Origin of the sequence: Bradyrhizobium sp. LMG 9283 (assembly GCF_045571415.1) — a bacterium.
Lineage (GTDB): Bacteria > Pseudomonadota > Alphaproteobacteria > Rhizobiales > Xanthobacteraceae > Bradyrhizobium.
On the sequence record NZ_CP120691.1, the window covers coordinates 3,518,577 to 3,544,418 of the forward strand.

Genomic DNA, 25,842 nt, shown 5'->3' on the forward strand with positions numbered 1-25,842 from the left:
ATGGGTCCCGGTTCTGCATCGCATCGCACCGGACGATGCTCCGCATCGCCGGGCGCACTGCGCCGCGCCCGGGACACGAGAGGGTACGCGATGACATCCTCCCTCCGCCTCCGCGCCGGCCTCGTCTCCATCGCGCTGCTCGCCGCATTCCTCGGTGTATGGCATCTCGCCACGCGCTCGACCGGCACAACGACAACGATGAGCCCCGAATACGCCAAGCTGATGGGTCTGACGGCGACGCAGGGCAAATCGGCAATGCCCGGGCCGCTCGACGTCGGCGCCAAGCTCTGGGAGCATTTGAAGCGGCCGTTCTATGACAACGGGCCGAACGACAAGGGCCTCGGCATCCAGCTTGCCTATTCCATTGGGCGCGTCGGCACCGGCTATCTGCTGGCGGTGATCGTCGCGATCCCGCTCGGCTTCCTGATCGGCATGTCGCCGCTGCTCAGCAAGGCGCTCGATCCCTTCATCCAGGTGCTGAAGCCGATCTCGCCGCTGGCCTGGATGCCGCTGGCGCTCTACACCATCAAGGACTCCTCGATCTCGGCGATCTTCGTCATCTTCATCTGCTCAATCTGGCCGATGCTGCTCAACACGGTGTTCGGCGTTGCCAGCGTGCGCAAGGAGTGGGTCAACGTGGCACGGACGCTGGAGGTCGGCACGATCAGGCGCGCCTTCACCGTGATCCTCCCCGCAGCGGCGCCGACGATCCTGACGGGCATGCGCATCTCGATCGGCATCGCCTGGCTCGTGATCGTCGCGGCCGAGATGCTCGTCGGCGGCACCGGCATCGGCTATTTCGTCTGGAACGAGTGGAATAACCTCTCGATCACCAACGTCATCATCGCGATCCTGCTGATCGGGATCGTCGGCATGCTGCTCGACCAGATCCTGGCGCGCTTCACGCGCATGGTCACGTTTCCGGAGTAAAGGTTGTGACCGACAAATTCATCTCCATCGAAGGCATCGCGAGGCGCTATTCCGGCGCTGGTGGAGCGATGACGACAGTGTTCGAGAACTTGTGGCTGTCGATGGCGCGCGGCGAGTTTTGTTGCGTGATCGGCCATTCCGGCTGCGGCAAGACTACGGTGCTCAACATCCTCGCCGGGCTCGACGCGCCGAGCGAAGGCGCCGTCATCGTCGACGGGCAGGCGATCTCGGGCACCAGCCTCGACCGCGCGGTGATCTTCCAGAGCCATGCGCTTCTGCCCTGGCGCACCGTGCTCGGCAATGTCGCCTATGCCGTGAGCTCGAAATGGCGGAGCTGGGATCGCGCCAAGGTGAGGGCGCATGCGCAGACCTTCATCGATCTCGTCGGGCTCACCGGCTCCGAGCACAAGCATCCGTCGGAGCTCTCGGGCGGAATGAAGCAGCGCGTCGGCATCGCGCGCGCGCTGTCGATCACGCCGAAGATGATGCTGATGGACGAGCCGTTCTCGGCGCTGGATGCGCTGACGCGCGGTACGCTGCAGGACGAGGTGCGGCGCATTTGCCTCGAGACCGGGCAGACCGCGTTCATGATCACCCATGACGTCGACGAGGCGATCTACCTCGCCGACAAGATTTTCCTGATGACCAACGGTCCCGGCGCGGTGCTGGCCGAGGTCGTCGAGAACCCGCTGCCACGAGATCGCGGCCGCACCGACCTGCACCGCCATCCGCTCTACTATGCCTTGCGCAACCACATCATCGATTTTCTGGTGACGCGCAGCAAGTCCTTTGCCGCCGAGACGCCGGATCACGATCCGCGCAATGTGCCGACGGTGCAGATCGGCAAGCCCGGGCTGACGATCGCGTCAACCGGCGAGGAGTCACGACAGACCTGGATGCCGGGGACAAATCCCGGATTGAGCGCCTAGCAAGGAGACCCTGACATGAAGCGCGAAGACCTCACCGAAAAACTGCTCGACATCAAGCGCGAGAAGGGCTGGAGCTGGAAATACATCTGCGAGAAGATCGGCGGCTATTCCGAAGTGCTGATCGTCGGCGCGATCATGGGCCAGATGAAATTGACGAAGCCGCAGGCGGCGAACGCCGGCGAGCTGTTCGGCCTCTCGAAGGCCGAGACGGCCATGCTCAACGAGGTGCCGATGCGCGGCACTGGCACGCCGATGCCGCCGACCGATCCCCTGATCTACCGCTTCTACGAGATGGTGATGGTGAACGGCCCGGCCTGGAAGGCGCTGATCGAGGAAGAGTTCGGCGACGGCATCATGTCGGCGATCGATTTCGATATGGCGCTCGAACGTGTCGCCAATCCGAAGGGCGACCGCGTCAAGATCACCATGAGCGGCAAGTTCCTGCCGTACAAATATTACGGTGCCAGCGGCAACGTGCCGGAGTACGGCTTCAAGGAGGGCTGACCGACGCGAACGCGTCGCGCAGCTCCTTGATCGGTGCCATCTCGCGAACATAGGTGAAGGATCCCTTGTCCTTCATCTCGCGCGCGCAGTTCAGGAATGCGGCGAGCGCGTAGCGCGACATGGCGCCGCCGACGCTGATGCGCTTGACGCCGGCGGCGGACAATTGCTCGAGCGTCAGCGTCGGATCGGCAAAGCCCATCACGTGGTTGAAGGGCCTGCCGAGCGAGGAGACGACCGTCCGGATCGTGGCGAGATCGTAAAGGCCGGGCGCATACAGGACGTCGGCGCCCGCGGCCTCGAACGCCTGCAGGCGGCGGATCGTGTCGTCGATGTCCCTGCGGCCATGCAGGAAGTTCTCGGCCCGCGCCGTCAGCGTGAACGGAACTGGCAGCGCGCGCGCCACTTCCACGGCGGCCTGGACGCGCTCGACGGCATGGGAAAAGTCGTAGATCGGGCGATCGCGGTCGCCGCTGAAATCCTCGATCGAGCCCCCGACAGCGCCGGCCTCGGCGGCACGCCGTATCGCTTCGGCGGCGCGCATCGGCTCGTCTGCGCCGCAATTCTCGAGGTCCACGCTGACAGGCAGGTCGGTGGCTTCGACGATCGCGCGCGCGTTGGCGAGGATGACGTCGAGACTGACGCCGCTGCTGCCGAGCATGTTGGCCACCCCGAGGCTCGTGGTCGCCAAGGCCTCGAAGCCCATCGCCGCGAGCAGCTTGGCCGTGCCGGCATCCCATGGATTGGGAATGATGAAAGCTCCGGGCCGCTCGTGTAGCGCGCGAAATGCGGTCGCCTTGTCCAATTGGCTCGTCATGGTTCACCTCCGTGCTGTCGGTCCAGGCAGCCTTAGGCGCATTCTCGCCATCCGCCAAATTTGTTATTTCTTTCCGGTATCATCAGTTTTTTGCATGAGGTCGGGATGGACAGCGACGCCCTCAACACCTTTCTGACCATTCATCGCAGGGGCGGGATCTCGAATGCCGCAAAATTCCTGCACCGCTCGCAGCCGGCGATTTCGCGCCGTATCGCCCTCTTGGAGCAGGAGCTCGGCGTGCCGCTGTTCGAGCGGGTGGCAGGCCGCACCCGGCTCAGCGATGCCGGGCGCGTGCTGATCCCCTATGCCGAGCGCGCGGTTGCCGCCGCGCAGGACGCCGAACAGGCGGTCCGCGCACTGACCAAGCAGAATTCGGGGCCGGTTTCGCTGGCCGTGACCGGCACGCTTGCCGACGGCCGCCTCTCGACCATCATGAAGCGGTTTGCCAGGGAGAACCCGTCCGTCATGCTGAGCTTGCGGACTGCGACCAGCGCCGAGGTCAGCGATCTCATCCGGCGCGGCGAGGCCACGATCGGCCTGCGCTACAACACCGACCGCTCCGGCGACCTCGACTGCGAGTTGGTGTTGCGTGAGGCGTTGCAGGTCGTCTGTGCGCCCGATCATCCCCTGGCCGGACGCCGCGTGAAACGCCTCGCCGAGCTTCGCGGCGAACGCTGGATCGCATTCCCGGAGACGCGAGGGCGTCGCGAGGTCGCAGCGGCTCACGTGTTCGCGCTGTTTCTCACGCAAGGGCTCGGCGACGTGGAATGGACGGCCGTGGACAGCCTGACCGCGCAGAAGCGGCTGGTGGAGGCGGGCTTTGGTCTTGCACTATTGGCGCGAAGCCATTTGGCGGAGGAGCTGCGTGCGGCCTCGATTGCGACGATTGCCGTGGGCGACCTTGCCGCGGACCAGGACATCGTCCTCGTCACACGTCGCGGCGGCTTTCTGAGCGCTGCCGCAGAGCGCCTGCTCGAAACCATCCGCCGCACCTATGCCGGGCTGGATGTCTCGACCAGGCCCAGAAAGAAATCGCCGGCGCGCAAGGACATTGCGCGCCGGCGTGTCGGCTGAATCGATTATTTCCCCGCCTTCACCTCGGCGGCTGCTACCGCGAGCAGCTCGCTCATCTTGGCGCGAATCGCCTGCTCGGTGACGGCGACATTCTTGGCGGCGAAATCGGCCGTGATCTTGCGCAGGACGTCGGCATCGCCGGCCTCCTCGAAATCGGCCGCGACCACCTCCTTGGCATAGGCGGTGGCGGCGTCACCGGTGATGCCGAGCTTTTCGGCTGCCCACAGACCGAGCAGCCGGTTGCGGCGGGCCTCTGCCTTGAACTTCTGCTCCTCGTCGAGGGCGAATTTCTTCTCGAAACCTTCCTGGCGCTTGTCGAACTCGCTCATGCCTGTTCCAAATCTCCTGCTGAATGGCGCGGGAGCCTTCCGTTGCGGCGACCCGGCTGCATGCCTAGATAGATAGCAAGAATCGGCAAAACAACGGGCCGTTAAGCCGCAGGCAAGACGGTATAAGTTGGTGCCGGACGGCCGGATCGATTGTGCTGGGACAGCCAATCGGATAGGTTGCCTAAAGGTTTGGTTCCCGTTCTGTTTCCATGGAAGTCTCCTTGGATTATGAATGGGTTCCCAGCCGTTCACGGCAGCTCCGCTGTGGGTCGTAATCCTAGTCAACCGGAGCACACCAAATTCATGGATTTCAACAAAACACGGTACATCCCCATGAGCCGTCGGCGTCGCATTTATGAAGGCAAGGCAAAGGTTCTTTACGAAGGCCCGGAGCCCGGTACCCTGATCCAGCACTTCAAGGACGACGCCACCGCGTTCAATGCAAAAAAGCATCAGGTGATCGAGGGCAAGGGTGTCCTCAACAACCGGATCTCGGAGTACCTGTTTCAGCACCTTAACGACATCGGGGTGCCGACCCATTTCATCCGCCGTCTCAACATGCGCGAGCAGTTGATTCGCGAGGTCGAGATCGTGCCGCTGGAGGTGGTGGTGCGGAACGTTGCCGCCGGCTCGCTGTCGCAGCGCCTCGGCATCGAGGAGGGCACGCAGCTGCCGCGCTCGATCATCGAATTCTACTACAAGAACGACCAGCTCAACGACCCCATGGTGTCGGAAGAGCACATCACTGCCTTCGGCTGGGCGACGCCGCAGGAGATCGACGACATCATGGCGCTCGCCATCCGCGTCAACGATTTCCTCACCGGCCTCTTCCTCGGCATCGGCATCCGCCTCGTCGACTTCAAGATGGAGTGCGGACGCCTGTTCGAGAACGAGATGATGCGGATCATCGTCGCCGACGAGATCTCGCCGGATAGCTGCCGTCTGTGGGACATCAAGTCGAACGAGAAGCTCGACAAGGACCGCTTCCGCAGGGATCTCGGCGGCCTGCTCGAGGCCTATACCGAAGTTGCAAAACGCCTCGGCATCCTCATGGAGAACGAGCGTCCGGCGGGCTCCGGCCCGGTGCTGGTGAAGAGCTGAGAGAGGATTTTGACGTGAAGGCACGTGTTACCGTTACCCTGAAGACGGGCATCCTCGATCCGCAAGGAAAGGCCATCGAAGGCGCGCTCAAGTCGCTCGGCGTCGACGGCGTCGCCAGCGTCCGCCAGGGCAAGGTGTTCGACATCGAGCTCGCCGGCGCCGACAAGGCCAAGGCGGAAGCCGCGCTGAAGGAAGCCGCTGACAAGCTGCTCGCGAACACCGTGATCGAGAATTACCGGGTCGAGATCGTCTAATTCGCGCGGCGCGTCACAGCCACCCGGCACGTCGGAAACGCCAGTACAGCGCGGCGCACGCGGTCAGCATCACGCCGAGCAGCATGTAATAGCCGTACTCCCATTCCAGCTCCGGCATGTGCTTGAAGTTCATGCCGTAAATGCCGGCGAGCGCGGTCGGGATCGCGATGATTGCGAGCCAGGAGGCGAGCTTCTTGGACACCGCGGTCTCATGGGCCTGGCCGACCAGCAGGCTCGCCTCGAAGGCGAAAGCCAGCACCTCGCGCATGGAATCGATGCGCTCCTGGATGTTGCGGACGTGGTCGGTGACGTCGCGGAACAGGGGCTGCATCGTCGCGCGCACCATCGACAGATCGTCATGCTCCAGCCGGCGGCAGACCTCCACCAGCGGGCCGATTGCGTTACGGAGCCGCAACAGGTCCCGCCGCAGCATGTAGAGCCGCTCGATCTGCGTCTGGGTGATCGCATGCGCGAGCACGTCGTCCTCGATCTCCTCGATCTCTTCGTGAATGCTTTCCAGCACGGGCGAGTAATTGTCGACGATGAAATCGAGGATGGCGTAGAGGATGTAGTCCTCGCCGCGCGCGAGCGCGCGCGGGCAGCTCTCGCAGCGTTCGCGCACCGGGGCGTAGGACGCCGAAGCGCCGTGGCGCACCGAGACCAGATAGCCGTCGCCGACGAAGATGTGGGTCTCGCCGAAGGCGATGCGGCCCTCGATCAATTGCGCCGTGCGCGCGACGATGAACAGGGCCTCGCCATATTGCTCGATCTTCGGCCGCTGATGGGCGTGGTTGGCGTCCTCGATGGCGAGCTCATGCAGGTCGAACTGCTTCTGTACCGCGCCGAGCAGCGCCATGTCGGGCTCGTGCAGGCCGATCCAGACCACGTGGCCGGGCTTGGCCCGCCAGCTCGAGGCCTCGCTGATGGCGATGTTGGCGACGCGGCGGCCGTCGACATAGGCGCCGGCGGCGACGACGCCCTCGGTGGATACCGGTTCGGAACGGGATGCGGGCAGCGACGGGATGTTCATGGCTTCTATCCCGGGCAATTCGGGCGGCCAAATCCGACTGGCTATGGCCTGTGTACAAGGGCGTTCCGCAACGCTAGCACTGGTAAAAATCCCGTCAAATGGTTATGTCTCTTCACGAATTGGCCCTTTGGCCAGCCCGATTCCCACCATCATCGGAACCCTGCCATGAAAGCCGCCATCCTCGTCTTTCCCGGAATCAACCGCGAGCGCGACATGGCGCGCGCATTGAGGCTGATCTCCGGCAGCGAGCCGGCGATGGTCTGGCACGCCGAGACCTCATTGCCTGCGGGCACGGATCTCGTGGTCGTGCCCGGCGGTTTCTCCTACGGCGACTATCTGCGCTGCGGCGCGATCGCCGCGCGGGCGCCGGTGATGGATGCAGTGCGCGACTATGCGGCCAAGGGCGGACTCGTGCTCGGCGTCTGCAATGGTTTCCAGATCCTCTGCGAATCCGGCCTGCTGCCTGGTGTGTTGATGCGAAATGCGCGACTGAAATTCATCTGCCGCGACGTGCATCTGCGCGTCGAGCGGTCCGACACACCGTTCACCCGCGGCTACAATGCCGGACAGGTGATCCGCGTGCCGGTCGCGCATGGCGAGGGCAATTACGAGGCGGACGAGGAGACCATCAAGCGGCTCGAAGGCGAGGGGCGAGTGCTCTATCGCTATTGCTCCGCCGCCGGCGAAGTCGACGATTTCAACAACATCAACGGCGCGGCGCATTCGATCGCCGGCATCGTCAACGACGAGGGTAACGTGCTCGGCATGATGCCGCATCCGGAAAACCACGTCGAAGATATCATGGGCTGCACCGACGGCCGCGGCCTGTTCGCCGGCCTCGTCCAGCATCTGGAAAAAGCCGCGTGATCTCGTTCGTGCTGAGGCGGCTGTCGGCCGCCGTCGCGGTCGTTGCGTTCACGACGGTCGCATCCGCCCAGGACTATCCCAAGCGCCCGATCACCATGATCGTGCCGTTCGCGGCCGGCGGCACCTCGGACGTGATCGCGCGCGCGGTCGCCGAGCAGATGGGCATTGCGCTCGGCCAGACCATCGTGATCGAGAACGTCGCCGGCGCCGGCGGCTCGACCGCGCTGGCACGTGCCTCCCGCGCGGAGCCCGACGGTTACACCATCGCGATCGGCAATGCCGGCACCAATGCCGCGACCTACACCATTTATCCAAAGCTGCCGTTCACGCCGGAATCCTTCGTCCCGATCGCCATGGTGGCGAAGACCTTCGGCATCATCGCGCTGCGCAAGGATTTTCCGGCGAAGGATTTGAAGGAGTTCATCGCCTACGCCAGGACCAATCCGGGTAAGATCAATCTCGGCCATGCCGGCGTCGGCTCGTCGAACTATCTGATCTGCAAGAGCTTCGTCACCGCCGCCGGGATCGACGCGACGCTGGTCGGCTATCGCGGCGCCGCGCCTGCACTCACCGATGCCGTCGGCAGCCAGATCGATGGCGTCTGCGATGCGGCCGTCTCGCAGGCGATCAACGAGAAGCTGGTGAAGGGCCTCGTGGTCGGCTCGACCGTTCGCCTCGCCACGTTGCCGGAGCTGCCGACCTCTGCTGACGCAGGCCTGCCCGAATTCGAGGCGCAGGGCTGGAACGGCCTGTTCGCGCCCAAGGGCACGCCGCCGGCCGTGATCGCCAAGCTGAACGCCGCGGCGCGCACGGCTGTGGAAACCGACGCGGTGAAGAAGCGCTTTGCCGATCTGTCGACCGTTGCACCCGATGACGACGAGCACACGCCCGAAGTGCTGCAAAAGCTCGTGACTCGCGACGTCGAAAAGTACCGGAAGATGCTGGCAGACGACGCCAACAAGTAGCCTGCCCAAATAGCCTGGTGGCGGCCGGCGTATGGCCGCCCATAAGGCTTACTGGAGCACAGGAATGCGGGCGATGACCTTGATCTCGAAGTCGAAGCCGGCAAGCCAGTTCACGCCAACGGCCGTCCAGTTCGGATAGGGCGCCCCGCCGATCTCCTCAGCGCGAACGGCCATCACCGTCTCGATCTGGCTCGCCGGATCGGTGTGGAATGTGGTGACGTCGATAACATCGTCCAACGTGCATCCGGCGGCTGCGAGCACCGCGCGCAAATTGGCGAACGCACGCCGGACCTGGTCCTCGAACACTGGCTCGGGTGAGCCATCCTCCCGGCTACCGACCTGTCCCGACACGAACAGCAAGTCACTGGAGCGGATCGCCGCGGAATAGCGATGCACTTCATAGAGCGCGTGGCGGTTTGCGGGGAAGATTGCCTCTCGCTGGGGCATGGCAGGAGCCTTTCGATCGATCGATGGGGTGGGCGGAACGTGGGGCGTTCCACGGATGGCGCTTCAAGCCAATTTCAGATACGGTTCGTATGTGAGAGTTACTTCACATACGAGGCGTATGTCAAGAGGATCAGGCATGGCAAAGGGGAAGCGCGCCGCGGCCATGGCGGAAAATCGGGCCAAGCTCATCCGCGCTGCGCGGAAGGCATTTGCCACGCAGGGCTATGTAGACGCGTCGATGGACGAGCTCACTGCCGCCGTCGGTCTGACGCGGGGCGCGCTGTATCACAACTTCGAAGACAAGAAGGGGCTGCTCTGGGCCGTCGTCGAGCAGATCGACGGTGAAATGGCGGAGCGGCTTCGCATCGCCCGAGAGCAAGCACCCAGCCTGTGGCTGGGCCTGCTCGCGGAGGGAAGCGCCTATATCGAAATGGCGCTCGACCCCGAGATCCAGCGCATCATGCTTCTGGATGGACCTGCCGTGCTCGGCGATCCCTCGAAATGGCCTAGCGAGAACGCCTGTCTCGACATCACCATGCGAACGATCCACGCGCTGATCGAGAAAGGAATCGTGAAGCCGGTCGACGTCGAAGCGGCGGGACGGTTGCTGAACGGGGCTGCGCTCAGCGCCGCCTTGTGGGTCGCGGCAGCCGACGATCCCAAGAGCGTGCTGAACAAGGCCGTTGACGCGTTTCGAGAGCTGGCGAGTGGATTGCTACGCGAGGCGTGACCGTGTGATGTTCATGCACTCCAGAGCTGCCTTCAGCGTGGGAGCCGCGATGGATGGGGTCATGTCGTAGCAGCCATGTCGTAGCAGCCATGTCGGGCGAGATAGATCCAGATCCTACGTATGCCGGCATCCGGCGGCACACCGCCGATGACGCAGGCGGCGTAGTAGCAGAGGCCGAACGGTGGCGCGAACAGGCCGAGGCCCATGGCGAGGATAACGACCATCGCATAGTGCACCTCGTGAATACCGAACTGCGCAGCCACCGGAAAAAGCAGCGGGCCGAACAGCACGATGGCTGGGATGCCCTCGAGCACGCTGCCGAGCACGATGAAGGCCACCACCGAGATCAGCAGGAAACCGTAAGCGCCGCCGGGTACGCCGGCCATGCGCGCGGCCAGATCATGCGAGAAGCCGGATTGCGCCAGCGCCCAGGCCATCGCGCTCGCGGCGCCAACGATGAACAGGATCGAGCCGGACAACGAGGCGGTCTGCACCAGCATCGGCAGCACGTTCTTCCATCTCAGGCTTCCGCGATAGATGATCAGGCCTAGCACGAGGCAATAGGCGATGCCGATGGTCGAGACTTCAGTCGCGGTCGCGACGCTTTCGACCACCGCGCTGCGGATCAGGAAGGGGAGAGCGAGCGCCGGCAATGCCGCCCACAACGTCCTTGCGACTACCGACATGGGCGCGCGCGGGACCTTGACCGCGGCGTTCTCTTCAGTGCCGGCCCGGTAGCGCGCGACGAAGGCAAGTACGATGGCCAGCACGATTCCCGGCAGGATGCCGGCGGTGAACAGCGCTGCGATCGATACGCCGGTGACGGAGGCGATCGCAATCAGCACGATCGACGGTGGAATGGTCTCGCTCATCGCGCCCGAGGCAGCCAACAGCGAAACCAATTCGCCATCCTTCATGCCGCGCTTGCGCATTTCGGGAAACAGCACCGGCGCGATCGCCGCCATGTCGGCGGTCTTGGAGCCGGAGATGCCGGATACCAGCAGCATGGCGCCGAGCATCACATAGGACAGCCCGCCGCGGACATGGCCGAGCACTGAGGCGAGGAAGGCGACCATGATGCGCGCCATGCCGGTCTGCTCGACCAGTTGTCCGAGCAGCACGAACAGCGGCACCGCAAGCAGGATCAGCGAGCTCATGCCCTCGTCGATCCGTCCCACGACGACCAGGAGCGGCGTCCGTGTCGTGGTCAGCAGGAAGGCGACGGTCGCCAGGCAAAAGGAGAATGCGATCGGCACGCCAGCCATCACGGCACAACCGAGCAGGCCCACGAAGAAGATCAGCAGGTTCCAGTTGCCGAGCGATTTCAGCGATGGGCCTGCGAGATAGAGCGCGCCCGCAATGGCGGCGAATAAGACAGCTACACCAAGCAGGTCCTTCGCCGACCGCTTGACGAGGGTGAGGCAGATGCTGGCCAGCGCGATGACGCAGCCGACCGGAATCGCCGCGGCGCGGACCACGCCGGACCAGCCGAGCGCGGGCGTCTCCACGAACGCCTGATCCTCCACATAGTCCAGCGCCGGATGCAGGATGATCGCGAGGAACAGCGCAACACCGCCGGCCGCGAGGGTCGAGGCCCATGCCTCCGCGCGCGGCGACAGATACGAGGTGAAGAAGGTCAGGCGCATATGCGCCGAGCGCTGCACGGCGATCGCGCTGCCGAGCATCGCCAGCCAAAGGAACAGGATGGAGGCGAGCTCGTCCGACCAGATGAGCGGCCGGTGGAAAACGCCGCGCGCGACGATGCCGGCGAACAGGATGATGACCTCGGCGGCGATGGCGATCGCCGCCGGAATCTCCACCAGCCAGCGCAGCGACTGCTCCAGCCAGCGTCCGCGCAACGGCTCTGCCTTACCTAGCGTTGCCGTTTCCTCCATGCCGATCACAGCGCTCATGCCAGTGCTCCGGCCGCGGCCTCCAGAGTCTTCCAATTGTCCTCGCCGAACTTGCCGCGCCATTCCTTGTAGAAGCCGGCCGCCGACAGCTCCTTTCGAAACGCCTCCTTGTCGGAGGCCTCGAAGGTGATGCCCTTGGCCGTCAGCTGGTCCCTCAGCGTCAGATTGAGCTTTGCGGTATCGGCGCGCTGCTCCAGCGCGGCCTGGTCGAATTCACGTCGCACGATCGCCTGCAACTCGTCGGGAAGCGCCTTCACGGAGCGGCGGTTGCCAAGGATGAAGAACGGATCCCAGATGTGGTTGGTCTCCGAGATGTATTTCTGCACCTCGTAGATCTTGCCGGCCTCGATGGTGACGAGGCCGTTCTCCTGCCCGTCGACGAGATGGGTCTGGAGTGCCGTGTACAATTCGTTGAAGTTGATCGAGGTCGGGTTGGCGCCGAGCGACTTGAACAGTGAGGTGAAGATCGGCGACACCGGCACGCGGATGCGGTAGCCGGCGAGATCGGCCGGTGTCTTGATCGGTTTTGTGAACGACGAAATCTGCCGGAACGTGTTGTCGGCTGGCTTGGCCATGACCAGCGCGCCGGTCTTCTCGATCTGGGATGCGATCAGCTTGCCGAGGTCGCCGTCCATTGCATTCCAAACCTGGCCGTAATCCGAGAACGCGAAGCCGACATTGGCGATACCGGCGACCGGCGCCACCGTCGACAGCACGGAGCCGGCGATATTGAGGAAATCGACGCCGCCGCTGCGGATCTGGGTCAAGAGATCGGTGTCCGAGCCGAGCTGCGAGGCCGGAAAGAACTTGATCTCCAGCCGGCCGCCGCTCGCTTCCCTGATCCGCTTTGCAGCCTGGTCGAGGCGGGTGTTGATCGGCTGCGTCAGCGACTGGCCGGTGGCGAGCTTGTATTCGAACTCGGCCGCTTGTGCGGGCCTCGTGCGGACGGCGACCAGAGGTACGGCTGCGACAGCAGCCATGAAATTGCGGCGCGAGATGGTGTGGCGCTGACCCGACATCGTTCGTCCTCCCATGATGCTGTTGTGCCGCGCCTTGTCGGCGCACGTGTTCGTTGCCGCGCGCAAGCCCTGCGGCGGTGTCGTCAAAATCGTTTCTTGGGTGAAAAGGACTGGCCTTGCGTCCTTCCTCCCGGGCGAACCGGCGCTCCGCGCCGTCCTGTTTCCTCGATCAGAACCCGTCTGTCGCGGGTTGCTTGAGAGGAAGCCTAGATCGCTGGCCAAGGGCGACAATTGAATTATATTCGCCGTCACTTTAGCTGGCCTAAAAGGTTCTCCGATGCAGATCCCGTTCCGCGCCATCATCGTCTTCCACGCGGTGGCGCGCGCGGGCAGCATTTCCCGTGCGGCGGACGAATTGCGGGTGACACCCTCGGCCGTCAGCCAGCAGATCCAGGCGCTGGAGCTGCATCTCGGCACCGCGCTGACCTCGCGGGTCGGGCGCAACATCACGCTGACCGAGGCGGGTGAGCGCTATTTCGAGATGATCAGTCGCGAGATCGAGCACGTCACCGACGTCACGCAGCATGTCCCGGCGTCCGCTCCGCCACCACATTGACGGTGCGCGCCGCACCGAGCGTATCGAGCAAATGGCTACTGCCGCGGCTGGCAAGCTTCGTGGATGCCAATCCGGACATCGAATTGCGGCTCGACGGCACCAATGAGCCGACCGATTTCCGCAAGGAGAATGTCGACATCGAGATCCGCCATGGCGAGGGCAGCTGGCCCGGTTTGTTCGTGGAAAGCCTCGGCAAGGAGCGGTTCCTTCCGCTATGTGCGCCTTCGTCCTTTGCGGCGGGGAGCCTCACAGCAAAAGACCTGCTCAAGCACCGGCTGATCCATTCGGTGAAATCGCAGATGCAATGGCCGCGCTGGTTCACGGAGGCCGGCATCGAGCCTGCGGAACGCTGGAAGCGCGTGCTGTTCGACCGCAGTCACATGGCGATCGACGCTGCGGTCGATGGCCTCGGCATTGGCCTCGAGAGCGAGCTGCTGGCTTGGCGCGAATTGCGCGACGGCCGCCTGGTTTGCCCGGTGAAGAATCCGCCTGAGGTCGCGCTGACCACGCAGTGGATCGTCTGTCCGCACGGCCATCTGCGCCACCGCAAGACTCGCACTTTCCTCGACTGGTTGCGCGCGGAACGCGATGCCTGGTGCGCGCGCTAGCGCATGATGCGGAAAAGCGTGAAGCGGTTTTCCGAGAAAGATCAAGCGCAAACAAAGAGCTAGAGCGCGATGATGATTCATCCTCATCGCGCTTTAGGTCGTATCGATTGTTTAGCGCGCCTACATCGTCGCGGCAGATAATCTGAATTGCCCCCGGATTCGCTGCTGCCTAACGTTTCCGTACAAGGCGGGCGCGGCCGCATGGCTGCAACAACGCCGTCACCCGAGGAAACATTTCAAGGAAATCCAGATGAATCTCCATCGCATGCTGCTGGAGCGCAAGGCGGCCGGAAAGCCTGTTACCATCGGCTTGATCGGGGCCGGAAAATTCGGCCTGATGTTCCTGTCGCAGGTGCGGCAGACTGACGGCATGCATCTCGTCGGCGTCGCAGACCTGAACACCGATCGGGCCCGCGCGCAGCTCAAGCTCGGTTGCTGGCCGGAAGAGCAATATGCGGCATCCTCGATCGATGACGCGCTCAAGCACGGCCGCACCGTCGTTACCGACAATGCCGACGCGCTGATCACTCATCCGGCGATCGAGGTGATCATCGAAGCCACCGGCGATCCCGGTGCCGGCATCCGCTTCGCGATGAAGGCGATCGAGAACGGCAAGCACATCGTGATGGTCAATGTCGAGGCAGACGCGGTCGCAGGGCCCATTCTGGCGCGCAAGGCGAAGCAGGCCGGGGTCGTCTATTCACTCGCCTGGGGTGACCAGCCGGCCCTGATCGCCGATCACGTCGACTGGGCGCGCGCGGCCGGCTTCAAGGTCGTCGCCGCCGGCAAGGGCACGCGCTACCACCCGACCTATCACCAGTCGACGCCGGACACGGTCTGGGACATCCTCGACAAGTATATGAAGATCAGGGATCGCAACTCGATCAACCCGAAGATGTTCAACTCCTTCGTCGACGGCACCAAGTCCGGGATCGAGATGACGGCGGTGTGCAATGCGACCGGGCTGCATGCGCAGAGCGAGGGCCTGTCGTTTCCGCCGGCGACGCGGTTCGAGCACGCCGAGATCTGCAAGCCAAAATCGGATGGCGGCATGCTGGAGAAGTCGGGCGTCACCGAGGTCACGTCCTCAGTCTATCGTGACGGCTCCGACGTTCCGCAGAGCCTCGTGATGGGGACCTATGTCGTGTTCGAGACCGACAGCGCCTATTCCGAGGAATGCTTCCGCGAATACAGCATGCTGCCGGACAAGACCGGCAAATATGCCTCGCTGTACCGGCCGATCCACATGATCGGGCTAGAGCTCGGCATCTCCGTCGCCTCCGCGGCGCTGCGCAAGGAACCGACCGGCGCACCGATCATGTTCAACTCGGACGTGGTCGCAACCGCCAAGCGCAAGTTGAAGGCCGGCGAGATGCTCGACGGCGAGGGCGGCTTCTGCGTCTGGGGCAAGCAGACCCCTGCTGACGCTTCGCTGAAGCAGGGCTACCTGCCGCTCGGCCTCGCCCACCGTGTCAAACTCAAGACCGATATCGAACCAGGTCAGCGCCTGAAATGGGAGGATGTGGAGTACGATCCCAATAGTCTTGCCGTGCGGGTGCGCCGCGAGATGGAAGCGGCCTTCCGGCAGCCGAATATGGCCGCCTGATCGGCGCTCGCAAAGAGCGTTTGAAGTTAGCGCAGCTTCAGCCGCTCCGCCGGCACCGTCATGGCCGCAACGCCGGCCATGACCAGCAGCAGGCCGAGCGCGAGGTTCGACGGCACGCTCTCGCCGAGCAGCAGCACGGAGAGGCCGACGCCGATCGGGATGCGCAAATAGCCTTGCGCGTTGGTGGTCAGCGTGCCGAGTCGGGCGAGGCAGACGTAGAACAGCATCAGGCCCAGCGCGCTGGAGACGATGCCCATGACGATGGTGGCGACGATCGCCGTCGGCGTCGGATGCAGCGTCCAGGGCTGGTCGATGATCAGCGAAGGCGGCAGCAGCACGAGGCCGCCGAACAGCAGCGAGCCGGCCGCAACCACCATCGGGTCGTACTCGGATAGTCTAAGGCCGAAGATGGTCGCGCAGGCAAAGGAGATGGTGGCGAGCAGGATTGCGATCTCCGCGATGATCTCGCTACTGAGCCCGCGTAGCGCATCGAGGCCGACGATGAGAATCGTGCCGGCGAGGCCGAGGATCGCGCCTGCGAGCTTCAGCAGCGTCGCCGGCTCGTGCCGCGTGATCAGGGAGGTGATCAGGAACGCGAAGATCGGCGTCGTCGAGGCCAGTACCACCGTATTCGAGGCCGGCACATATTGCTGCGACCAGGTGATGATCAGGAACGGGAAGGTCGAGTTGATCAGTTGCTGGGTCGCGAACAGCTTCCAGGCCTTCGCGTCGGTCGGGATCCTGACCCCGCGCATCCACAGGATAGCGAACAGGAAGGCGGCCGCGATCAGCGAGCGTGCCGAGATGAAGGTGATGGGTGGGATCGTATCCAGCGCCAGCTTGGCCAGCGGATAGGTCGAGCTCCAGCAGCAGGCCAGCGCGAGCAGCAGTGCATAGTCGCGCCAGTTGCGCGCGCCGGTGGCGGCGATCGACGGCAATGGCGCTGATGCGGACGCCGTCATGCGGCCCGCCTCGGATGTGCTCTGCGGCACCTTGCTTCTGCTCCCCGGCGCACCAGCGCTTGGCCCGACTGTGGGCGAGGGGACGCGAAAAGGGAAGGCGCCGAGCTATGCGTTTGGCTGAGGCTGCGCCTTCCGCTTCACCCGCTTGATCGTGCCGGAAAAGGTGAACAGCTGCCTGTCGCCGGACATCATCCTGCCACGCAGAAAAATCAGCGAACCGCCGGCCCGGCTCACCTCGCCGGTGCATTCGACCAGCTCGCCCTCCCGGGCCGCGTCGAGGAATTCGCAGGCAAAATTGGTCGTCACGGCCCGTCCATCCAGGACGTGGGTGGCGATCGCAAACAGGGAATAGTCCGCAAAGGCCATGTAGCAGCCGCCATGGACGTTGCCGGAGCCATTGAGGTGCTTCTTCTCGACTCGGAAGGCACAGCGGACGCTGCCGTCCTCCTCGATCCGGTGCCAGAAGGGACCGACATGGGACTCAAAACTGTCGCGAATCCAGGTCCGCCAGCCCTTGAATTCCCCCTCTGTCGCGACATGGAGGTCGGGGCGGCGGGGCGGGGGCGCTTTGGTCAATTCGTGCAAGGAAATAGGCCTTCAATTGCGGGTCTTTAGCCCTTAAATCCGATCCGTTCGCGCCGTGCAATTCCTGTTCCCGCGGGGCCCCCGGCGCAAAACGTGGGACAGCGGGAAAATGCGCCATAAAGGGCTTTTCGTGAGCCCCCGATGTTCCTAAGAACGGCCAACCGCCGCCGAAAGCCCCGAATCCATGAAGAATGAACCCAAGATCACCCCCGAACTGGTTGCCGCCCACGGGCTCAAGCCCGACGAGTACGAGCGCATCCTGAAGCTGATCGGGCGGGAGCCGACCTTCACCGAGCTTGGCATCTTCTCGGCGATGTGGAACGAGCACTGCTCGTACAAGTCCTCGCGCATCCATTTGCGCGGCCTGCCGACCAAGGCGCCCTGGGTGATCCAGGGCCCTGGCGAGAACGCCGGCGTGATCGACATCGGCGATGGCCAGGCCGTGGTCTTCAAGATGGAGAGCCACAACCACCCGAGCTATATCGAGCCGTATCAGGGCGCGACCACCGGCGTCGGCGGCATTCTGCGCGACGTCTTCACCATGGGCGCGCGTCCCATTGCCTGCCTCAATGCGCTCAGCTTCGGCGCGCCCGAGCACCCGAAGACCCGACATCTCGTCTCCGGCGTCGTCGCCGGCGTCGGCGGCTACGGCAATTCCTTCGGCGTGCCGACGGTGGGTGGCCAAGTGCGCTTCCACACCCGCTACGACGGCAACATCCTCGTCAATGCCATGGCTGTCGGCCTCGCCGACGCCGACAAGATCTTCTATGCGGCCGCCTCGGGCGTGAACATGCCGATCGTCTATTTGGGCTCCAAGACCGGCCGCGACGGCATCCATGGCGCGTCGATGGCGTCGGCCGAGTTCGACGACAAGTCCGAGGAGAAGCGCCCGACCGTGCAGGTCGGCGATCCCTTCGCCGAGAAGCTGCTGCTCGAAGCGTGCCTGGAAATCATGGAAAAGGGCTGCGTCATCGCGATCCAGGACATGGGCGCGGCCGGCCTGACCTGCTCGGCTGTGGAGATGGGCGCCAAGGGCGATCTCGGCGTCGACCTCGATCTCGATGCGGTGCCGACCCGCGAGACCGGCATGAGCGCCTACGAGATGATGCTCTCGGAGAGCCAGGAGCGCATGCTCATGGTGCTCAAGCCCGAGAAGGAAAAGGAAGCCGAGGCTATCTTCACGAAGTGGGGCCTCGATTTCGCCGTGGTCGGCTACACCACGCCGAGCAAGCGCTTCGTGGTCAAACACGGCGGTGACGTCATGGCCGATCTGCCGATCAAGGAGCTCGGTGACGAGGCGCCGGTCTATGACCGGCCGCATGTCCCCTCCGCCGCGCTGCCGATCGTGCATGCCCGCGACGTGCCGGCGCCGATGGCACTCGGTGCTGCACTGGAGAAGCTGATCGGCACGCCTGACATGTGCTCCAAGCGCTGGGTCTGGGAGCAGTACGACCACGTCATCCTCGGCAACACCATGCAGCGCCCCGGCGGCGATGCCGCCGTGGTGCGCGTGCAGGACGGGCCGAAGGGCCTGGCGCTGACCGTCGACGTCACGCCGCGCTATTGCGAGGCCGATCCGTTCGAGGGCGGCAAGCAGGCGGTTGCGGAAGCCTGGCGCAACATCACTGCGGTCGGCGGCAAGCCGCTCGCGATCACCGACAATCTCAACTTTGGCAATCCTGAAAGGCCCGAGATCATGGGCCAGTTCGTCGGCTGCTTGAAGGGCATCTCGGAAGCCTGCCGCACGCTCGACTTCCCGGTCGTGTCCGGCAACGTCTCGCTCTACAACGAGACCAACGGCCGCGCGATCCTGCCGACGCCCTCGATCGGCGGCGTCGGTCTGCTCGACGATTTCACCAAATCCGCTTCGCTGGCCTTCAAGGCCGAGGGCGAGGCGATCCTGCTGGTCGGCGAGACCCATGGCTGGCTCGGCCAGTCGGTTTACCTGCGCGACATCTGCGGCCGCGAGGAGGGCGCGCCGCCGCCGGTCGATCTCGCCGCCGAAAAGCGCAACGGCGATTGCGTGCGTGGCATGATCCATGCGGGCACCGCGACCGCCGTGCACGACCTCTCCGACGGCGGTCTCCTGATCGCGCTCGCCGAGATGGCGATGGCGAGCGGCATCGGTGCAAAGCTCTTGGCGGCGCCCACGGCGCTGGTCTCGCAGGCCTATTGGTTCGGCGAGGACCAGGCGCGCTATCTTGTCACCGTGCCGGAAACCGAAGCCGGCCGCGTGCTCGCAAAAATGCGCGGCTGCGAGGTGCCCTGCGTGCGGATCGGCACCACCGGCGGCGATGCGATTGCGATCGCCGGTGAGGCGCCGGTTGCGATCGACGCGTTGCGCAAATCATTCGAGCGTTGGCTGCCGGAGTATATGGGCGGGAAGGCGGCCTGAGGCGGCTTCCGCAAGCTCAGACCCGTAGCCCGGATGAGCGAAGCGACATCCGGGTCTTTGCTGGCACTGTTTCCCGGATATCGCTTCGCTCATCCGGGCTACAGACTCGCGCCTCACAATACGTGTGACGCTCCGGGAATCTTCCGCAAGGCCGCCGTCAGGCCCCAGCTCAAGATCACCGTGAGCACGAAGCCGATCGCGGCCTTCACGATGGCCGACAGCGCATAGTCGTACAGCGCGTACTGGATCCACAGTGCGATCGGGTAATGCACCAGGAACATGCCATAGGCATCCGCCTGCATGCGGTCGAGCAGGTTCGGCCCCGGCGATTTCTCATGCAGGAAGAAGGCGAGGATCGCGAGCAGGATCGAGGCCGAGAACAGGACGAAGAACGTGCCGTAGAACACATGGTACCAGTGCGGCAGCGGATCTGGATTGCCGAGAATCTGGCGCTTGATGTAGATCATGCCCCACAGCAGGCAGTAGGGGATCAGCGTGACGATCACCCACTGCCAGCGGTTCTTCGGCAACCGGCCCTCGGCACCGAGGATGCCGCTATCGAAATTCGCGGCACCGACGCTGGCGCCGATGAAGAAATAGGCGAAGTAGAGCAGGACGCGGCTCGCTTGCACCGAGAACGGCCCAAACTCGAACCATTTGTTAGGCCCGAAATAGACCAGCGCCGGGACGTAGACGAGGAAGCTGACGGTGGCCAGCAGCAGCCAGAAGGCGGCCGGCTGTTCAAATCCGCGAAGCGAGACGCGGTTGACCGGATCGATCAGATGCGCCGAGACCCGGTAGAGCAGGCTTGCGGTCAGGTCGAACGCGAGCAGGACCCACACGAACCAGATCGGACCGCTGGGCCACGGGCCCGACGTCACCGTCTTCCACCAGAACGAAGGGAAGGTCAGCCCGGGCTCGTGCCGTAGCGCGATCGCGTAATAGGCGAGCGGGATAATGGTGAAGGCCGCGATCGCGAACGGCAGTCCCAGGCGCAGCAGGCGGTCGCGCAGAAAGACCGATGGCGCCTTGCGCGCGATTCCGGGCCAGGTGAACAGGCCCGACAGGAAGAAGAACGTCGCCATGAAGAAGCTGTCGGTGGCGAGCACGATCACGTCGAAGCCGGCCCAGGAGGCCGGATCGGTGTGACCGAAATGGGTATAGGGGATCACCGCATGATGCAGCAGCACCACGAGCGTGAGGAAGGTGCGGGCGCGGTCGAGCGACAGATTGCGCGCCTTGCTCGTGGGCGCGGCGTGCGTCTCCGCGCCGATCGTCGCTGAATGTGACATCGTGACCATGGCCGCCCCGCGCTCCCTGTCCCGGCCGGACTGTGCCGCCGGGAACCGGATTCAGCAAGGCCCGTTTGAGCCGTGCTTTTGAAGGCTGATTTGGTCCCGCCACTTCAGGAACCAGTTCCGCGCAGCGAAGTTAGCGTTCGCCAAAAAGGCGAGAGCCGCAGGAAAGCGGCAGTTCGGAGCTGGCGATGACCATCCTGAAATGGGCGCTGATCTTCCTACTTGTCTCGATCGTGGCCGGCGTGCTCGGCTTCACCGGCATTTCGGCCGCCTCAGCCGACATCGCCCGCTTCCTGTTCTATGTCTTCGTCGTGATCTTCCTGGTGCTGCTGATATTGGGGCTCACGATCTTCAGGGCGTAGCCGGAGCTGCTCCAAGTCTTTCCGTTGTCATGGCCGGGCTCGTCCCGGCCATCCGCGCATCGCCGCGCATGATCAAGAATGTGGACGCCCAGGACAAGCCCGGGCATGACGAACTCCCAGAAATTATCCCACTTCCTCGATCTTCACCTTGTCCGGATAGAAGGCGAGATGGCCGGAAATCTCGGTCATGGCGGGGAAGGGCGTCTCGTAGGTCCAGATCGCGTTGTCCAGCGTCTTGCCGTCGGCCTTGACGCTGTAATAGTTCGCGTCGCCCTTGTACGGGCAGTGGGTGACACGGCCGGTGCGCTCCAGCAGGGCCATGTTGGTGTCCTCTCGCGGCACATATTGCACCGCCGGATATTTGGCCTCCTTCAGGGTCAGCGCCTTGCTGGTCTCGGCAATCACGATGTCGCCCGCCGTCACGCGGACGCGCCGGGGGTTCGGGGTGATGGTGATGGGGTGGTCGGGCCCTGGAAGCTTCATGATTTCACGCCTTTTCGATCAATCTGCCACGCGCGGCACTTTGTCGTGCCTATTTCCTGATGGGATCACGGATATAGTGCCGGAAGGCGTGACCTAGAAGGCCGTTCACGCTAAGTTTGAACCTGCCGGCGAGGGGACCCCGGCCGCGATTCGAACACTTAGACCAGAAGGAGCAAGACCCGAATGCCCATGGACGCCCACGATATCGAGGCGATGATCAAGGCAGCGATCCCCGATGCCGAGGTGACCATCCGTGACCTCGCCGGCGACGGCGATCACTATGCCGCGACCGTGATCTCGGAATCCTTCCGCGGCAAGTCGCGCGTCCAGCAGCATCAGATCGTCTACCAGTCCCTGCGCGGCCAGATGGGCGGCGTCCTGCACGCGCTGGCGCTGCAAACCGGCGTACCCGGCAGCTGACCTGATCGCGCCACGGGGACGATGATGGCTGCGGACAACCCGCGCGGCGCGATGTTTCGCGTCATCGTGCCGAACCAGCACAGCCGCGTCACCTTTGTCGAGCTGTTCTTCGACCTCGTCTTCGTCTTTGCCGTCACGCAAATCTCGCACACGTTGCTGCACCATTTCACGCCGCTTGGCGCGGTGCATGTCGTGGTGCTGTTTCTCGCGGTGTGGTGGGTGTGGGTCTACACCGCCTGGGTCACCAACTGGCTCAATCCCGAGCTGACGCCGGTCCGCCTCCTGCTCTTTGCGATGATGCTGGGTGGTCTCGTGCTGTCGACCACGATCCCGACCGCGTTCGAGGGGCGTGGCCTATGGTTTGCCATTGCCTATGCGACCATGCAGGTCGGACGTACCGCGTTCTGGCTGTTCGCAACGCCGCAGCATCGAACGGCCGTGCGGCACAACGCGATCCGCATCCTGACCTGGCTGTCGATCTCCGCGGTGCTGTGGATCGCAGGCGGTCTGTCCGAGGGCGACACCCGGCTATGGCTGTGGATCGCGGCGGTGACCTGGGAATACATCTCGCCGGCGGCACGCTTCTGGGTCCCGAGGCTTGGATTCTCCTCGGTCGAGGCGTGGGCCGTCGAAGGCGGCCATATGGCCGAGCGCTGCGCGCTGTTCGTCATCATCGCGCTCGGTGAAGCCATCGTCGTCAACGGCGCGACCTTCGCTGAACTGGAGTGGACCGCGGGCAACGTCCTGGCCTTCGTCTCGGCGCTGGTCGGCGCCATCGCGATGTGGTGGATCTATTTCCACAAGGGCGCGGAGGCCGGCTCTGAGCGGATATCCAAGTCAGCCGAATCCGGCCGCCTGGCGCGGCTCGCCTACACCTATCTGCACATGCCGATCGTCGCCGGCATCATTCTGACCGCGGTCTCGGACGAACTGGTGCTGAAGCATCCGACCGGCCATTCCGACATCCGTACCATCGTAAGCACGATAGGCGGCCCACTGGTGTTCCTGGTCGGCACCATCCTGTTCAAGCATGCGATCCGCGGCTTCCTGCAGCTCTCGCACGGCATCGGCATCATCCTGCTGCTGGCGCTGTGGTGGTTCGCCGCCGATCTGTCGCCGCTCTGGCTGTCGATCGCAACGACCGTGATCATGATCGTCGTCGCAGTCTGGGAGTCGGTGTCGCTGGGGTCGGCGTCGGAGGAAGCGGACGGGCATTGAGCCGCCGCGCCGGCTACTCCGCCGCCTCCAGCGCGTGCACCGAGAACATCTTCGCCGCATCCGTCCAGCTTTCGCGAACGCGCCAGCCCGCGCCTTGGGCCAGCGCCGCAAAGCGGTCCAGGCTGTATTTGTAGCTGTTCTCGGTATGAATGCTCTCGCCGGGGCGGAACGAGAAGCTGGTGCCGAGCAGGCGCACGGTCTGGCTCTTCCTGCTGATCAGGTGCATCTCGATGCGGTGCCGCTCGCGGTTGTAGATCGCGCGATGGGTGAAGGCGGACAGGTCGAAATTGCCGCCGAGCTCGCGGTTGATGCGCACCAGCACATTGAGGTTGAAGCGCGCGGTGACGCCGGCGGAATCGTTGTAGGCGTCGTGCAGCACGCGCTCGTCCTTCTCGAGATCGGCGCCGATGATCATCTGCGCGCCCCGGCCTAGAATTGCGCGGGCGCTCTTCAGGAAGGCCTGCGCTTCCTGCGGCTCGAAATTGCCGATGGTGGAGCCGGGGAAGAAGCCGACCTTCGGCATGGACGCGACCTGCTTGGGCAGCTCGAATGGCGCGGTGAAGTCGGCCGCCACCGGATAGATGCCGAGTGAGGGAAAATCCCGCTTCAGCCCGTTCGCCTGCGCCGCCAGGAAGTCGCCCGAGATGTCGACGGGCACATAGGCTGCGAATTTGCACTGACCCAGCAGCAGGCGGACCTTCGTGGTCGCGCCAGCGCCGAACTCGACCAGTGCCGCGTGCTCCGGAATGATCTTTGCGAGTTCGCCCCCGCGCTCCTTCAGGATCGCAAGCTCGGTGCGGGTCGGATAGTATTCCGGCAGGCGCGTGATCGCCTCGAACAATTCCGATCCCGTCGCGTCGTAGAAATATTTCGGCGACAGCTTTTTCGGCTGCTGCGAGAGGTCCTCGATGGCCTCGCGCGCAAAGGCAGTGGTCTGCTCGTCGGGAAGATGGGCTTCGGCCAAAGCGCTGGCGTGCACATTCATGATACTCTCCTGAACGCGCTGTCCGGCGCGCATTTGTCGTCGGAATTTCTAGTCGTAATCGGCGAGCCGCAGTCCGGTGAACTGCCAGCGGTGGTGCGGATAGAAGAAGTTGCGATAGGTGATACGGCTGTGGCCTTGCGGAGTTGCAAGCGAGGAGCCGCGCAGCACCAGCTGGTTGACCATGAACTTGCCGTTGTACTCGCCGAGCGCGCCTTCGACGGCGCGGTAGCCGGGGTAGGGTGAGTAAGAACTGCGGGTCCATTGCCATACGATGCCGAAGGCGTCGTTGAGCTGGCCAGCGCGGGCCGCGACCTCCCATTCCATCTCGGTCGGGAGATGTTTGCCGGACCAGCGCGCGAACGCGTCGGCCTCATAGTAGCTGACATGGCAGACCGGCGCGTCGGGATCGACCGGCTTGAGGCCCGCGAGCGTCATCACCTGCCATGCACCATCGACCTCGCGCCAGTAGCCCGGGGCCTGCCAGTCTTCCTTGCTGGCCGCGGCAAAGCCGTCCATCAGCCAGAGGGTTGCGGTCCGATAGCCACCATCCTGCATGAAGGCGAGCCACTCGGCATTGGTGACCAAATTGCGGGCGATCTTGACCGGACCGACGAGAGCGCGGTGCGCCGGCTTCTCGTTGTCGAAATGAAAGCCGTCATCGACATGGCCAACGGTGTGGATGCCTTCGTTGAGTGTCAGCCAGTCATCGCCGCCGCGCGTTGCGGCCGGGAAGCGCCAGTCCGAGTCATAGGACGGGTAGATCGGGTTCTGCGAAAAGGCATGCAGGATGTCGGTGAACATCAATTCTTGATGCTGCTGCTCGTGGTTGAGCCCGACCTCGACCAGAGGCGCCAAGGCCCGGAGCTTGTCCGCGCTCGCTTCGCGGAAGAACTTGACGACGGCAGCATCGACATATCTCCGGTAGGCGCCGACCTCGTCCGCGCTGGGACGGGTGATGTCGCCGCGATGATTGCGGGCATGTCGCGGGCCGGCGCTGACGTAATAGGAATTGAACAGGAACGCGAAATCGGGGTGGAAGGGCCGGTACCCCACAGCATGCTCGCCGAGCAGGAATTGCTCCCAGAACCAGGTGGTATGGGCCCGGTGCCATTTCGCCGGGCTGGCATCGGGCATGGACTGGATCTGCTGGTCCTCGGCGGACAGCGGGGCGGTCCGGCGCTCGGTCTCGTTGCGGACGGCGAGAAAGGCGTCCCTAAGCCGCTGGGCGAGGTTGCCCGGGTCGGAGGACGGTGACGAAAGCGAGGGGACGGCCGTAGCGGAGGCTGGTTTCGTCACGTTTTTTTCCAGACAGGACAAGAGAACGTCGTTGGCGTTGCCCGGTTCCAAAACCAAGGTTCGTCCTAGATAGGGGCTCCGTTACGCTATGAAAGTCCTCCTCGGCGATGATATTGATGTCATCAGCCTATGGACCTGTTGGGCTCGGCATGGCCGCCAGGG

General features: G+C 64.1%; 26 protein-coding genes and 1 pseudogene. 15 read left to right on the forward strand and 12 right to left on the reverse strand.

The window, feature by feature from the left end; translation table 11 throughout:
* Window positions 1-90: 90 nt before the first annotated feature.
* From ntrB to cynS, 3 genes are read left to right on the forward strand one after another with little or no spacing between them, the layout of a single operon-like run.
* Complete coding sequence (ntrB, locus tag P6U29_RS16350; protein ID WP_407118524.1) at window positions 91-930, forward strand: nitrate ABC transporter permease; 840 nt, start codon at window positions 91-93, stop codon at window positions 928-930.
* Between the two features lie 5 nt (window positions 931-935).
* A complete protein-coding gene (locus P6U29_RS16355; protein WP_407118525.1) occupies window positions 936-1,859 on the forward strand; it encodes an ABC transporter ATP-binding protein in 924 nt (307 codons plus the stop codon).
* A gap of 15 nt (window positions 1,860-1,874) precedes the next feature.
* Entirely contained in the window at window positions 1,875-2,363 is a 489-nt protein-coding gene (gene cynS, locus P6U29_RS16360; RefSeq protein WP_407118526.1) for a cyanase, read from the forward strand.
* Here the strand turns inward: cynS and P6U29_RS16365 are convergent.
* Complete coding sequence (locus tag P6U29_RS16365) at window positions 2,350-3,177, reverse strand: oxaloacetate decarboxylase (protein ID WP_407118527.1); 828 nt, start codon at window positions 3,175-3,177, stop codon at window positions 2,350-2,352. The genes cynS and P6U29_RS16365 overlap by 14 nt on opposite strands.
* 105 nt (window positions 3,178-3,282) lie before the next feature.
* Here P6U29_RS16365 and P6U29_RS16370 point away from each other — a divergent pair, with 105 nt between their 5' ends.
* Window positions 3,283-4,251: a LysR family transcriptional regulator gene (locus P6U29_RS16370; RefSeq protein WP_407118528.1), complete on the forward strand. Its 969-nt coding sequence runs from the start codon at window positions 3,283-3,285 to the stop codon at window positions 4,249-4,251.
* A 5-nt stretch (window positions 4,252-4,256) separates the two neighbouring features.
* Here P6U29_RS16370 and P6U29_RS16375 read toward each other — a convergent pair whose 3' ends face one another.
* Complete coding sequence (locus tag P6U29_RS16375; protein ID WP_024340887.1) at window positions 4,257-4,580, reverse strand: DUF1476 domain-containing protein; 324 nt, start codon at window positions 4,578-4,580, stop codon at window positions 4,257-4,259.
* A gap of 333 nt (window positions 4,581-4,913) precedes the next feature.
* Here P6U29_RS16375 and purC point away from each other — a divergent pair, with 333 nt between their 5' ends.
* Both purC and purS read left to right on the forward strand, forming a co-directional pair.
* Window positions 4,914-5,681 (forward strand): phosphoribosylaminoimidazolesuccinocarboxamide synthase, encoded by a 768-nt coding sequence (gene purC, locus P6U29_RS16380; protein ID WP_008974302.1) that lies wholly within the window; start codon window positions 4,914-4,916, stop codon window positions 5,679-5,681.
* Between the two features lie 14 nt (window positions 5,682-5,695).
* Window positions 5,696-5,935 carry a phosphoribosylformylglycinamidine synthase subunit PurS gene (gene purS / locus P6U29_RS16385; protein WP_014494125.1) on the forward strand — a complete coding sequence of 80 codons (240 nt, stop codon included), beginning with the start codon at window positions 5,696-5,698 and terminating at the stop codon, window positions 5,933-5,935.
* A 13-nt stretch (window positions 5,936-5,948) separates the two neighbouring features.
* Here purS and P6U29_RS16390 read toward each other — a convergent pair whose 3' ends face one another.
* Window positions 5,949-6,965 (reverse strand): magnesium and cobalt transport protein CorA, encoded by a 1,017-nt coding sequence (locus P6U29_RS16390; protein ID WP_407118529.1) that lies wholly within the window; start codon window positions 6,963-6,965, stop codon window positions 5,949-5,951.
* A gap of 165 nt (window positions 6,966-7,130) precedes the next feature.
* On the opposite strand from P6U29_RS16390, the gene purQ reads away from it, so the two are divergent.
* Complete coding sequence (gene purQ / locus P6U29_RS16395) at window positions 7,131-7,832, forward strand: phosphoribosylformylglycinamidine synthase subunit PurQ (protein WP_407118530.1); 702 nt, start codon at window positions 7,131-7,133, stop codon at window positions 7,830-7,832.
* Window positions 7,829-8,797 carry a tripartite tricarboxylate transporter substrate binding protein BugD gene (locus P6U29_RS16400; RefSeq protein ID WP_407118531.1) on the forward strand — a complete coding sequence of 323 codons (969 nt, stop codon included), beginning with the start codon at window positions 7,829-7,831 and terminating at the stop codon, window positions 8,795-8,797. The genes purQ and P6U29_RS16400 overlap by 4 nt, the downstream gene beginning before the upstream one ends.
* 48 nt (window positions 8,798-8,845) lie before the next feature.
* Here the strand turns inward: P6U29_RS16400 and P6U29_RS16405 are convergent, their stop codons facing one another.
* A complete protein-coding gene (locus tag P6U29_RS16405) occupies window positions 8,846-9,244 on the reverse strand; it encodes a RidA family protein (RefSeq protein WP_407118532.1) in 399 nt (132 codons plus the stop codon).
* Window positions 9,245-9,380: 136 nt separating this feature from the next.
* Here P6U29_RS16405 and P6U29_RS16410 point away from each other — a divergent pair, with 136 nt between their 5' ends.
* Window positions 9,381-9,974, forward strand: coding sequence for a TetR/AcrR family transcriptional regulator (locus P6U29_RS16410; RefSeq protein ID WP_407118533.1), 594 nt, complete (start codon window positions 9,381-9,383; stop codon window positions 9,972-9,974).
* A 59-nt stretch (window positions 9,975-10,033) separates the two neighbouring features.
* On the opposite strand, the gene P6U29_RS16415 is transcribed toward P6U29_RS16410, so the two are convergent.
* Entirely contained in the window at window positions 10,034-11,887 is a 1,854-nt protein-coding gene (locus P6U29_RS16415) for a TRAP transporter large permease subunit (RefSeq protein ID WP_407118534.1), read from the reverse strand.
* Entirely contained in the window at window positions 11,884-12,906 is a 1,023-nt protein-coding gene (locus P6U29_RS16420) for a TRAP transporter substrate-binding protein (protein ID WP_407118535.1), read from the reverse strand. Before P6U29_RS16420 ends, P6U29_RS16415 begins: the two co-directional genes overlap by 4 nt.
* A gap of 277 nt (window positions 12,907-13,183) precedes the next feature.
* On the opposite strand from P6U29_RS16420, the pseudogene P6U29_RS16425 reads away from it, so the two are divergent.
* Window positions 13,184-14,070 (forward strand): annotated as a pseudogene (locus tag P6U29_RS16425) (LysR substrate-binding domain-containing protein).
* 250 nt (window positions 14,071-14,320) lie between these two features.
* Entirely contained in the window at window positions 14,321-15,676 is a 1,356-nt protein-coding gene (locus P6U29_RS16430) for an NAD(P)H-dependent oxidoreductase (RefSeq protein ID WP_407118536.1), read from the forward strand.
* A 26-nt stretch (window positions 15,677-15,702) separates the two neighbouring features.
* Here P6U29_RS16430 and P6U29_RS16435 read toward each other — a convergent pair whose 3' ends face one another.
* Together P6U29_RS16435 and P6U29_RS16440 are read right to left on the reverse strand one after the other, a co-directional pair.
* Entirely contained in the window at window positions 15,703-16,668 is a 966-nt protein-coding gene (locus P6U29_RS16435; protein WP_407118537.1) for a DMT family transporter, read from the reverse strand.
* 75 nt (window positions 16,669-16,743) lie between these two features.
* Window positions 16,744-17,223 (reverse strand): PaaI family thioesterase, encoded by a 480-nt coding sequence (locus P6U29_RS16440; RefSeq protein ID WP_407118538.1) that lies wholly within the window; start codon window positions 17,221-17,223, stop codon window positions 16,744-16,746.
* 184 nt (window positions 17,224-17,407) lie between these two features.
* Between P6U29_RS16440 and purL the strand changes: the two genes are divergently transcribed.
* Window positions 17,408-19,618: a phosphoribosylformylglycinamidine synthase subunit PurL gene (gene purL, locus P6U29_RS16445; protein WP_407118539.1), complete on the forward strand. Its 2,211-nt coding sequence runs from the start codon at window positions 17,408-17,410 to the stop codon at window positions 19,616-19,618.
* Window positions 19,619-19,731: 113 nt separating this feature from the next.
* On the opposite strand, the gene P6U29_RS16450 is transcribed toward purL, so the two are convergent.
* Window positions 19,732-20,919, reverse strand: coding sequence for an acyltransferase family protein (locus P6U29_RS16450; protein WP_407118540.1), 1,188 nt, complete (start codon window positions 20,917-20,919; stop codon window positions 19,732-19,734).
* Window positions 20,920-21,104: 185 nt separating this feature from the next.
* Here P6U29_RS16450 and P6U29_RS16455 point away from each other — a divergent pair, with 185 nt between their 5' ends.
* Entirely contained in the window at window positions 21,105-21,278 is a 174-nt protein-coding gene (locus P6U29_RS16455; protein ID WP_007612121.1) for a DUF1328 domain-containing protein, read from the forward strand.
* 123 nt (window positions 21,279-21,401) lie between these two features.
* Here the strand turns inward: P6U29_RS16455 and P6U29_RS16460 are convergent, their stop codons facing one another.
* Window positions 21,402-21,761, reverse strand: a complete 360-nt coding sequence (locus tag P6U29_RS16460; protein ID WP_407118541.1) for a DUF427 domain-containing protein — start codon at window positions 21,759-21,761, stop codon at window positions 21,402-21,404.
* A 183-nt stretch (window positions 21,762-21,944) separates the two neighbouring features.
* Here P6U29_RS16460 and P6U29_RS16465 point away from each other — a divergent pair, with 183 nt between their 5' ends.
* Together P6U29_RS16465 and P6U29_RS16470 are read left to right on the forward strand one after the other, a co-directional pair.
* Window positions 21,945-22,181, forward strand: a complete 237-nt coding sequence (locus P6U29_RS16465; protein ID WP_027525381.1) for a BolA family protein — start codon at window positions 21,945-21,947, stop codon at window positions 22,179-22,181.
* Between the two features lie 24 nt (window positions 22,182-22,205).
* Window positions 22,206-23,399, forward strand: coding sequence for a low temperature requirement protein A (locus tag P6U29_RS16470; RefSeq protein WP_407118542.1), 1,194 nt, complete (start codon window positions 22,206-22,208; stop codon window positions 23,397-23,399).
* 13 nt (window positions 23,400-23,412) lie between these two features.
* Here the strand turns inward: P6U29_RS16470 and egtD are convergent, their stop codons facing one another.
* Both egtD and egtB read right to left on the reverse strand, forming a co-directional pair.
* Window positions 23,413-24,384 (reverse strand): L-histidine N(alpha)-methyltransferase, encoded by a 972-nt coding sequence (gene egtD / locus P6U29_RS16475; RefSeq protein WP_407118543.1) that lies wholly within the window; start codon window positions 24,382-24,384, stop codon window positions 23,413-23,415.
* A gap of 48 nt (window positions 24,385-24,432) precedes the next feature.
* The gene (egtB, locus tag P6U29_RS16480; protein WP_407119344.1) at window positions 24,433-25,731 is read right to left on the reverse strand and encodes an ergothioneine biosynthesis protein EgtB; all 1,299 of its coding nucleotides are present in this window, start codon (window positions 25,729-25,731) and stop codon (window positions 24,433-24,435) included.
* Window positions 25,732-25,842: the final 111 nt, after the last annotated feature.